This window comes from Aeromicrobium sp. (assembly GCF_036676885.1).
Classification (GTDB): domain Bacteria; phylum Actinomycetota; class Actinomycetes; order Propionibacteriales; family Nocardioidaceae; genus Aeromicrobium.
Genome location: NZ_JAKFCB010000218.1, coordinates 1 through 8,446 on the forward strand (window position 1 = coordinate 1; position 8,446 = coordinate 8,446).

At 68.5% G+C, this 8,446-nt stretch carries 10 protein-coding genes; 9 read left to right on the top strand and 1 reads right to left on the bottom strand.

The annotated features are described in order from the left end of the window. Nucleotides 1–319, top strand: a 319-nt coding sequence (locus tag V6M46_RS09970; RefSeq protein ID WP_332664373.1) for a hypothetical protein, incomplete at its 5' end; no start/stop codon positions are given. Between the two features lie 19 nt (nt 320–338). Further along, the gene (locus V6M46_RS09975; RefSeq protein WP_332664375.1) at nt 339–2,051 is read left to right on the top strand and encodes a BTAD domain-containing putative transcriptional regulator; all 1,713 of its coding nucleotides are present in this window, start codon (nt 339–341) and stop codon (nt 2,049–2,051) included. Between the two features lie 14 nt (nt 2,052–2,065). Here the strand turns inward: V6M46_RS09975 and V6M46_RS09980 are convergent, their stop codons facing one another. Further along, nucleotides 2,066–2,533 carry an SRPBCC family protein gene (locus V6M46_RS09980; RefSeq protein ID WP_332664377.1) on the bottom strand — a complete coding sequence of 156 codons (468 nt, stop codon included), beginning with the start codon at nt 2,531–2,533 and terminating at the stop codon, nt 2,066–2,068. Between the two features lie 128 nt (nt 2,534–2,661). On the opposite strand from V6M46_RS09980, the gene V6M46_RS09985 reads away from it, so the two are divergent. The 7 genes from V6M46_RS09985 (at nt 2,662) to hsaC (ending at nt 8,413) form a co-directional block, all read left to right on the top strand. Next, nucleotides 2,662–3,000: a DUF1048 domain-containing protein gene (locus tag V6M46_RS09985; protein WP_332664379.1), complete on the top strand. Its 339-nt coding sequence runs from the start codon at nt 2,662–2,664 to the stop codon at nt 2,998–3,000. 4 nt (nt 3,001–3,004) lie between these two features. Next, a complete protein-coding gene (locus V6M46_RS09990) occupies nt 3,005–3,796 on the top strand; it encodes an ABC transporter ATP-binding protein (RefSeq protein ID WP_332664381.1) in 792 nt (263 codons plus the stop codon). 8 nt (nt 3,797–3,804) lie between these two features. Beyond that, complete coding sequence (locus tag V6M46_RS09995; protein ID WP_332664384.1) at nt 3,805–4,569, top strand: ABC transporter permease; 765 nt, start codon at nt 3,805–3,807, stop codon at nt 4,567–4,569. Nucleotides 4,570–4,591: 22 nt separating this feature from the next. After that, nucleotides 4,592–5,359 (top strand): MerR family transcriptional regulator, encoded by a 768-nt coding sequence (locus tag V6M46_RS10000; RefSeq protein WP_332664387.1) that lies wholly within the window; start codon nt 4,592–4,594, stop codon nt 5,357–5,359. 89 nt (nt 5,360–5,448) lie between these two features. Further along, the gene (gene hsaA, locus V6M46_RS10005) at nt 5,449–6,615 is read left to right on the top strand and encodes a 3-hydroxy-9,10-secoandrosta-1,3,5(10)-triene-9,17-dione monooxygenase oxygenase subunit (RefSeq protein ID WP_332664389.1); all 1,167 of its coding nucleotides are present in this window, start codon (nt 5,449–5,451) and stop codon (nt 6,613–6,615) included. After that, nucleotides 6,615–7,517 (top strand): 4,5:9,10-diseco-3-hydroxy-5,9,17-trioxoandrosta-1(10),2-diene-4-oate hydrolase, encoded by a 903-nt coding sequence (gene hsaD / locus V6M46_RS10010; RefSeq protein ID WP_332664391.1) that lies wholly within the window; start codon nt 6,615–6,617, stop codon nt 7,515–7,517. The genes hsaA and hsaD overlap by 1 nt, the downstream gene beginning before the upstream one ends. Then, the gene (gene hsaC, locus V6M46_RS10015) at nt 7,514–8,413 is read left to right on the top strand and encodes an iron-dependent extradiol dioxygenase HsaC (protein WP_332664393.1); all 900 of its coding nucleotides are present in this window, start codon (nt 7,514–7,516) and stop codon (nt 8,411–8,413) included. Before hsaD ends, hsaC begins: the two co-directional genes overlap by 4 nt. The last annotated feature ends 33 nt before the right edge of the window (nt 8,414–8,446 follow it).

An 8,446-nucleotide genomic window follows, 5' to 3' on the forward strand; every position in this document is an offset into this window, starting at 1 on the left:
GGCGGCGCAGGCTGAGGTCATGGACACGAACAGGAGCAAGACCATGAACCTCACAGACATCCTCAACCGCACCGCAGACCGCATCGTCACCGAAGGGACGCCGACCGAATCACGGACTCTCGAAGCCCTGGCCGCAGCCACCCGCGAGCTGTGCCCTGGAGCAGCCGCCGCCCTGGTCGACTGGAACGGCTCGGAGATCGCCCGGCTCCGGGCATTCGGCATCGTGCATGGGGTGGTGCTGGGCGACCTCCCAGTCGCCGCGCGAACGCACCTCATGGCGCAGCTCACGGGCGTTTCTGCCCACGAGCTCGCGGCGTGACCGAGACTACGATGTTGTTGTGTTGCGCATCCGATTGATCGGGCAACCGTCCCTCGAGCGCGATGGCCGGCCGGTCCCGGGTCTGCGGGGGCACAAGACGTGGGCGGTCCTGGGCAGGCTGGCCCGGTCGCCCGAGGCGGTGTCTCGCCAAGCCCTCGTCGACGAACTGTTCGGCGAGGCCGACGATCCCATGGGGGCACTCCGATGGGCGCTGGCCGAGCTGCGCCGGGGAACGGGGCTGGTCGACACGTTCTGGGGCAACCCGGTCTCGTTCACGCCCGGCGATGAGACGACGGTGGACGTCCTCGAGGTCGCGGCGGGTGTCATCACCGACAGCATCCCTGAAGGGCGCTTCCTGGAGGGCATCGACGTCAAAGGGTCGCCGGGATTCGAGTCGTGGCTCCTCGTCGAGCGGCAACGGGTCGACGGTGAGATGCTGTCGGCGCTTCGCCAGGCGACGCTCCGCGCGCTGTCGGGTCGCGACTTCGACCGAGCTGTGACCCTCGCCGGCGCGATGCTCAGGCAAGCCCCGTTCGAAGAGAGCAGCCACGTCCTCCTGGTCAAGGCACTCGCCTCCTCCGGCGACCCGGACGCCGCGGTCCGTCAGGCCGAGGCCAGCGAAGCGATGTTCACCGCCGAGCTCGGGGTCACCGCGAGTCCCGCGATCCGCGCGGCGGCCCGCCCCGCGATCGCCGGACCGGTCCCGGGCGTCTCCGTACGTGCCTCGGCCGTGTCGTTGTGCGACGCGGGTCTTGCGGCGCTGTCGGCGGGCGCAGCAGACGCCGGCATCGAGTGCCTGCGCGGCGCGTCAGCCGCGGCCGAGGCGTCCGGCGACAAGGAGCTTCTCGGCCGGTGCCTGACCGAGCTCGGCACCGCTCTCGTGCACTCGATCCGGGGGTACGACGACGAGGGCGCGGTCATCCTCGCCACCGCCGTCGACCTGGCGACCGCTGCTGGAGCCGAACAGATCGCGGCCAAGGCTCTCTCCGAGCTGGCGTACGTCGACGTGCTGGCGGGACGACGGACCAGCGCGGCGGAGTACCTCAAGGCCGCCGGTGAGCTGACGGCCGACGACCCGGCTCTGACCGCCGCCCTGGCCGGGTTCGAAGCCATGAACCTCAGCGACTGGGGCAAGCTCGAGGCGGGTGCGGAACAGTTCAGCACAGCCGTGGAGCTGAGCCGCAGCGCCGGCGCCGTCCGCCGCGAGACGTGGAACCTCGGGCTCGGAGCACGCACCCTGTTCCTCCTCGGACGGCTGGATGAAGCGATCGAATGGACCGATCAGTCATGCGAGCTGGCAGGGCGCGACCGATGGACGGCGTTCCGGCCGTGGCCTGAGTCGTGGCTCGCTCACATCCGCCTCGCCCGTGGTGACGATCCGGGCGCGGTGCGGGAGGCGGCCGAGGGGACGTTCGCCCTCGCACGGCAGCTCCAGGACCCGTGCTGGGAAGGGCTGGCCGCGAAGACCATCGGCCTCACTCACCTGGCTGAAGGCGAGCGCGAAACCGCCCTGGAATGGATGAAGAACGCCGGAACCCTGTGTCGACGAGTGACGGACTCCTACATCTGGATCGAGGTGGATGCGTTCCTGGCCGAGGCCCAGGCCGCGCTGGAGGTGGGCGACACCGATCGTGCTGAGGCGGTGGCTCGACGAGCCGTCGAGGTCGCCGCCAGGGGAAGCATGGACGGTCTCATGGACCGTGCCCTGCGCCTGCTCGACGCCACAGCGTGAACCACGGCCTGCCGTCAGCGCGCGCCTGACTCGAACGATGCCTTGAGGGCGTCGATCGTGATGGTGCGCTCCTTGATGGCGTATCGCCGGTAGATCGGTGCGAGCAGATTGGTGAGGCCATACATCGTGAGCTTGGGGTGATGGCGGACAAGCGTGGTGTTCTCGCCGGCGGGCTGCAAGGAGTACGCGGGCCAGCCTTCGCTCTTGAGCCTGCCTGCCTTCGACTTGTCCCACCAGTGGAAGACGACCTTGTGCGGAGCTTCGAGCTCGACGATCTCGCCCGGCAACGTGCCCTGCGTGGTCTCTTCGTCATATGTCGTGCCGACGGCCGGCGGTCCTGGTGACGTCTGACGGGCGCGCTTCAACAGGGTGCCCTCCTTGGGCATCCAGGCGTTGTATCCCTCGATGTCGACGAGTCGTGCGAAGACCTCGTCGATCGGTGCCCGGATCGTGCGTTCGAGCACGAACTGGATGGAGGCCATGCCGCCAGCATGCGCCCGCCGCCGGTGGTTCGCAAGAATTCAAGCTCGGGCTTGACCTTGACGCAGCGTCAACCCTGCACACTCTCGTCGTGGCCATTTTCGGGCCACCCGACGAGAGGCAGCACGAGATGACGAAGTGGCGTGACGAGAAGAAGCGTTACCGGCAATACAAGGCCCGCAAGCAGCACCTGCCCGCGAGCCATCACGAGGCGATCGACGCGGTGGAGCGGTACGCGCTCCGGTTCGGCCCGGCCACGGGCGAGACCGTCGTGACGATGCTCGAGGACCTCGTCGAGATCTTCGAGCAAGGCGTGAGACAGGGCACGCCGGTCCGCGAGATCGTCGGCGACGACCCGGTGCGCTTCGCCGACGACTTCCTCGCGAACTACCCGGCCAACCCGTGGGCGGCCAAGGAGCAGCAGCGCCTGTCCCACACCGTCGGCCACGCGGCACGAGCGGAGGCCTGACCAGATGACCGATCACTTGCACGCCCCCGCGATTCGAGTCGAGGGGCTGGAGAAGTCGTTCAAGGACGTACACGTCCTGCGCGGCGTCGACCTCGAGATCGCGCGGGGCAGCATCCTTGCCCTGCTCGGTTCGAATGGTTCGGGCAAGACGACAACCGTCAAGATCCTGTCGACCCTCCTCAAGGCCGACGCGGGGACCGTGACGGTCAACGGGTACGACCTCGCGACCCAGGCCGCCCAGGTGCGGGAGTCGATCAGCCTGACCGGCCAGTTCGCCGCAGTCGACGAGATCCTCACCGGACGGGAGAACCTCGTCCTGGTGGCCAAGCTCCGACACCAGAAGGACCCCGGGCAGATCGCCGAGGACCTGCTTGCCCGTTTCTCGCTCACCGACGCCGGCGGCCGCAAGGTCGCGACCTACTCCGGCGGCATGCGACGCCGGCTCGACATCGCGATGAGCCTGATCGGCAGCCCGCCGATCATCTTCCTCGACGAGCCGACCACGGGGCTCGACCCGCAGTCGCGCCTCGAGGTGTGGGAAACCATCAAGGGGCTCGCCGCCCAGGGCACGACGGTGCTGCTCACGACGCAGTACCTCGACGAGGCCGAGCACCTCGCCGACCGGATCGCGATCCTGCACGAGGGCACGATCATCGTGAACGGCACGCTCGCCGAGCTCAAGGCGCTGCACCCGCCCGCCACGGTCGAGTACATCGAGAAGCAGCCGTCCCTGGAGGACATCTTCCTCGCCATCACCGGCAACCCGAGCGCGGCCGGCAGCGCCGCAGAGAACTGAGGACCACCATGACCAGATACTTCTTCAGCGACATCGCCGTCCTGCTCGGGCGGTCCCTGCGCCACATCGGCCGCAGCCCCGACACGATCATCACCACCGCGATCACGCCGATCGCGATGATGCTGGTGTTCGTCTACGTCTTCGGCGGCGCGATCGAGACCGGCGGCGATGGCAAGTACGTCGACTACATGCTCCCCGGCATCCTGCTCATCACGGTCGCCTCGGGGATCGCCTACACCGCGTACCGGATCTTCCTCGACATGCAGAGCGGCATCTTCGAGCGGTTCCAGTCGATGCCGATCGCACGTTCGGCGGTGCTGTGGGCCCACGTGCTGACCTCGCTCGTCGCCAACCTGATCTCGCTCGTCGTCGTGATCGTGGTCGCCCTGATCATGGGCTTCCGCTCGGGAGCAGGCGTGCTGGACTGGCTCGGGGTCGCGGGCATCCTGATCATGTTCACGCTGGCCCTGACCTGGCTCGCAGTGATCCCCGGCCTGACCGCGAGCTCGGTGGAGGGTGCGAGCGCGTTCGCCTACCCGCTCCTCTTCCTGCCGTTCATCAGCTCGGCCTTCGTGCCCACCGACACGATGCCGGGCCCGGTGCGGGCGTTTGCGGAGCACCAGCCGGTGACGTCGATCGTCAACGCGATTCGCAACCTCTTCGCGGAGCAGCCACTCGGTGACGACCTCTGGATCGCCCTCGCGTGGTGCCTCGGGCTCGTGGCGGTCGCGTATGTGTTCGCGATGTCGGTCTACCGAAGCAAGATCGCATGACGAGCGGTGGCAGGCTGAGGTCATGCTGACGATCGGACAACTGGCGTCGTACGCCGGCGTGACGATCCGGGCGGTCCGTCACTACCACCAGGTGGGGCTCATGCCGGAGCCGGAGCGCGACGCCTCCGGCTACCGGACCTACGATGCCGACGCTGTCGTTCGGCTCATCCGGATCCGGACCCTGGCCGAGGCCGGCGTGCCCCTGGCGCGAGTGCAGGAGCTGCTCGACGCCGACGCCAAGACGTTCTCGGAGGCCACCGCCCAGATCGATCGTGAGCTCCGCGCCAAGATCCGCGAGCTTCAGGAGCACCGCCGGCGGATCGCGCAGCTGGCCTCGGGCGACTCGCTGGCGGTGCCCGAGGCCGTGGCCGACTACCTCGAGATGGTGCGCGCCATCGGGGCGCCGGAGCTGCTGATCTCGGCCGAGCGGGACGCCTGGATCCTGGTCGCGGCCCGCTACCCGGACCAGATCGCCGCGTTCATGGAGGACAAGGTTCGCCAGCTCGAAGACCCCCGCGTCGTCCGGTTCTACCAGTCGATCAGCCGGATGTTGTCCGGCGACGAGAAGGAGAACGAGCACCTCGTCCCGGAGATGGCCGACCTGTTGGTGGAGATGTTCGAGGAGGCGGCCGCCAGCGGCCAGCTCGAGCAGCAGGACCTGAACATGGACGACAGCGCGTTCGTGCAGCTGCTGGACTCGATGGCGGAGGGACATCCGATGGTGGTCCAGCTCCGGCAGCTCCTCGCCGAGCGCGGCTGGATCGGCTGGACCAAGATCGAGCGCGCCTGACAGCGTGCGTCTCCGCCGCACCGGCTGAGCGTTGGACGTACGACTAGAACGTGTTCTAGTATTGGGTCATCGGATCTCAAGGAGCTGTGATGACTCAAGCTGTGCTGGATGGCGTTCGGGACCTCCTGCCCTCGTTTCGCGAGCGCGCGGACGAGACCGAGCGACTGCGCCAGGTTCCCGATGCGTCGGTCAAGGAGCTCGAGGAGACCGGCTTCTTCCGCATGCTCCAGCCCAAGCGCTTCGACGGGCTCGAGGCAGACCCGATCGACTTCTTCACCGCGGTCAGCCTGATCGCGTCCGGGTGTGGCTCGACCGGCTGGATCTCGTCGGTCCTCGGCGTCCACCCGTGGCAGGTCGCGCTGTTCCACGACACCGCGCAGCAGGCCGTATGGGGCGACGACACCTCCACCCGGCTGAGCTCGTCGTACGCCCCGACCGGCAAGGCCGTCGTCGCCGACGGTGGCTACATGTTGCAGGGCCGTTGGAGCTTCTCCTCCGGCTCGGCGCACGCGACGTGGGTGCTGCTCGGCGGCCTCGTCTCCAACGCCGAGGGCCAGATCGTCGACTTCAAGACATTCCTCGTGCCGCGCGAGAAGTACGAGGTCGTCGACGTCTGGAACGTCGTCGGCCTGTCCGGCACCGGCTCCAACGACATCGTGGTCGACGAGACGTTCATCCCCGAGGAGTTCACCCTCTCGATGGGCGACACCGGGCGCTGCTTCGGCCCGGGCCAGGAGCAGAACCCCGGCGAGCTCTACAAGCTGCCGTTCCACTCCCTGTTCACCACGACCATCAGCACGCCGATCATCGGCATGGCGCGCGGCGCATACTCCGAGCACGTCGAGATGCAGCAGAAGCGGGTCCGCGCGGCGTACGCCGGTGAGAAGGCGTCGTCGGACCCGTTCGCGGCGGTACGCATCGCGCGTGCCGGGAGCGAGATCGACGCGGCCTGGGCCCTGACGATGGCCAACATCCGTGAGGAGCAGGCGCTGGTCGCCAAGGGCGAGAAGATCCCGCTCTCGCTGCGGCTGCGGGTCCGCCGTGACCAGGTGCTGGGCACCCAGCGCGCGATCGACGCGATCGACGAGCTGTTCGAGGCATCCGGCGGCCGGGCACTGGCTCAGGGCACCTACCTCCAGCGCGCGTGGCGTGACGCGCACGCCGGTCGGGTGCACGCGGCAAACGATCCCGAGCGCGCCCTGCAGATGTACGGCATGCACGAGTTCGGGCACAAGGTCGACCCGGGAATGTACTGATGGCTCGCCCTGAAACAAGGGGAGGCGATCGCGAGTCGACTCGGCGGTCCGCCAAGGCCGGCGACCTGACACTCAACTACTACGAGGCCGGCGAGCCGACCTCGGTGGGCGGCGGTCTGCCGCTCGTGATGCTGCACGGTGGCGGACCCGGCGCATCGGCCTGGTCCAACTTCGGGCCCGCCCTGCCGGGCTTCGCCGAGGACTTCCGTACGCTGCTCGTCGACCAGCCCGGCTTCGGGCAGAGCGACAAGCCCCCGGTGGTCGGCAACTACTTCCGGTTCGCGGCCGAGGCGGTCAAGCTCCTGCTCGACGAGCTGGGCATCGACCGCATCCACCTGCTCGGCAACAGCCTCGGCGGCGGCACGGCGATGCGTTTCGCGCTGCTCTATCCCGAGCGCGTCGGGCGGCTCGTGCTGATGGGACCGGGCGGGCTGAGCCTCAACCTGTTCCACGCCGACCCGACCGAGGGCGTCAAACGGCTCATGGACTTCTCGGCCGCCCCGTCGAAGGAGGCGCTGCGCGCGTTCATCTCGACGATGGTCGTCAACCAGGACCTGGTCACCGACGAGCTGGTCGAGCAGCGGTATGCCGATGCGACGGCGCCGGGCTCCATGGAGGCCCTGCAGTCGATGGGCATGTCGTTCTGGAACCCCGACAGCTACGAGGACGGCCTGCTCTGGCGCGACGCCCACCAGCTGCGCCGGCCGACCCTGCTGACGTGGGGCCGCGAGGACCGGGTCAACCCCCTCGACGGTGCCTTCGTGGCGCTCAAGATGATCCCCAAGGCCTCGCTGCACGTCTTCCCGAACTGCGGGCACTGGGCCCAGATCGAGGCGGCCGAGGAGTTCCGCGAGGTCTGCACGGCATACCTGGCACGCCACATCGAGAGGCAGAAGTCATGACGATCGACATCCGGTCCATGGGCTACGCACGGGTCGCTTCGACCGACCTGGACGCGTGGCGGCACTTCGGATCCAAGGTCCTCGGGTTCGCCGAGGGGCGCGGGCCGACCGACGGCAACCTCTACTTCCGCATCGACGAGGTCTCGGCCCGGCTGGTGGTCTTCCCGGCAGGCGAGGACCGGCTCGACTGCGTCGGCTGGGAGCTCGCCGACCACGACGCGCTGCAGGGTGCCCGCGAGCACCTCTCGAAGGCCGGCGTCGACTTCACCGAGGCGACGCCCGAGGAGCTGGCCGAGCGCCGGGTCCAGGAGATGATCCGGTTCACCGACCCGTTCGACAACGTCTTCGAGCTGTTCCACGGCATCACCTACGAGTCGCGCCCGGTCGTGACCCCGTACGCGGCGAAGTTCGTCACCGGCGAGCAGGGCATGGGCCACGTCGTGATCCCGGTCGACGACGACGTCGAGGCATTGCGGTTCTATCGCGACGTGCTGGGCTTCCGGCTGCGCGACTCGATGTCGATGCCCGGCGAGTTCGTCGGCAAGGAGCCGGGCTCGAAGGTCTGGCTGCGGTTCCTCGGGGTCAACCCGCGGCACCACTCGCTGGCGTTCCTGCCGATGCCCAACCCGAGCCGCTGCGTGCACATCATGTTCGAGGTCGAGAAGCTCGACGACGTCGGCCGGGCCCTCGAGCGAGTACGCAAGCACAAGGCCCCGCTGTCGGCGACCCTCGGCCGGCACATGAACGACGAGATGGTGTCGTTCTACGTACGCTCGCCCGGTGGCTTCGACATCGAGTTCGGCTGCGAGGGCCTGACCGTCGACGACAAGCGCTGGGTGGCGCGGGAGTCGACTGCGGTGTCCTACTGGGGCCACGCCTTCGGTCAGTCGGGGTGAAGCGGCCGTGGGCTCCATGACCGACAAGGACGT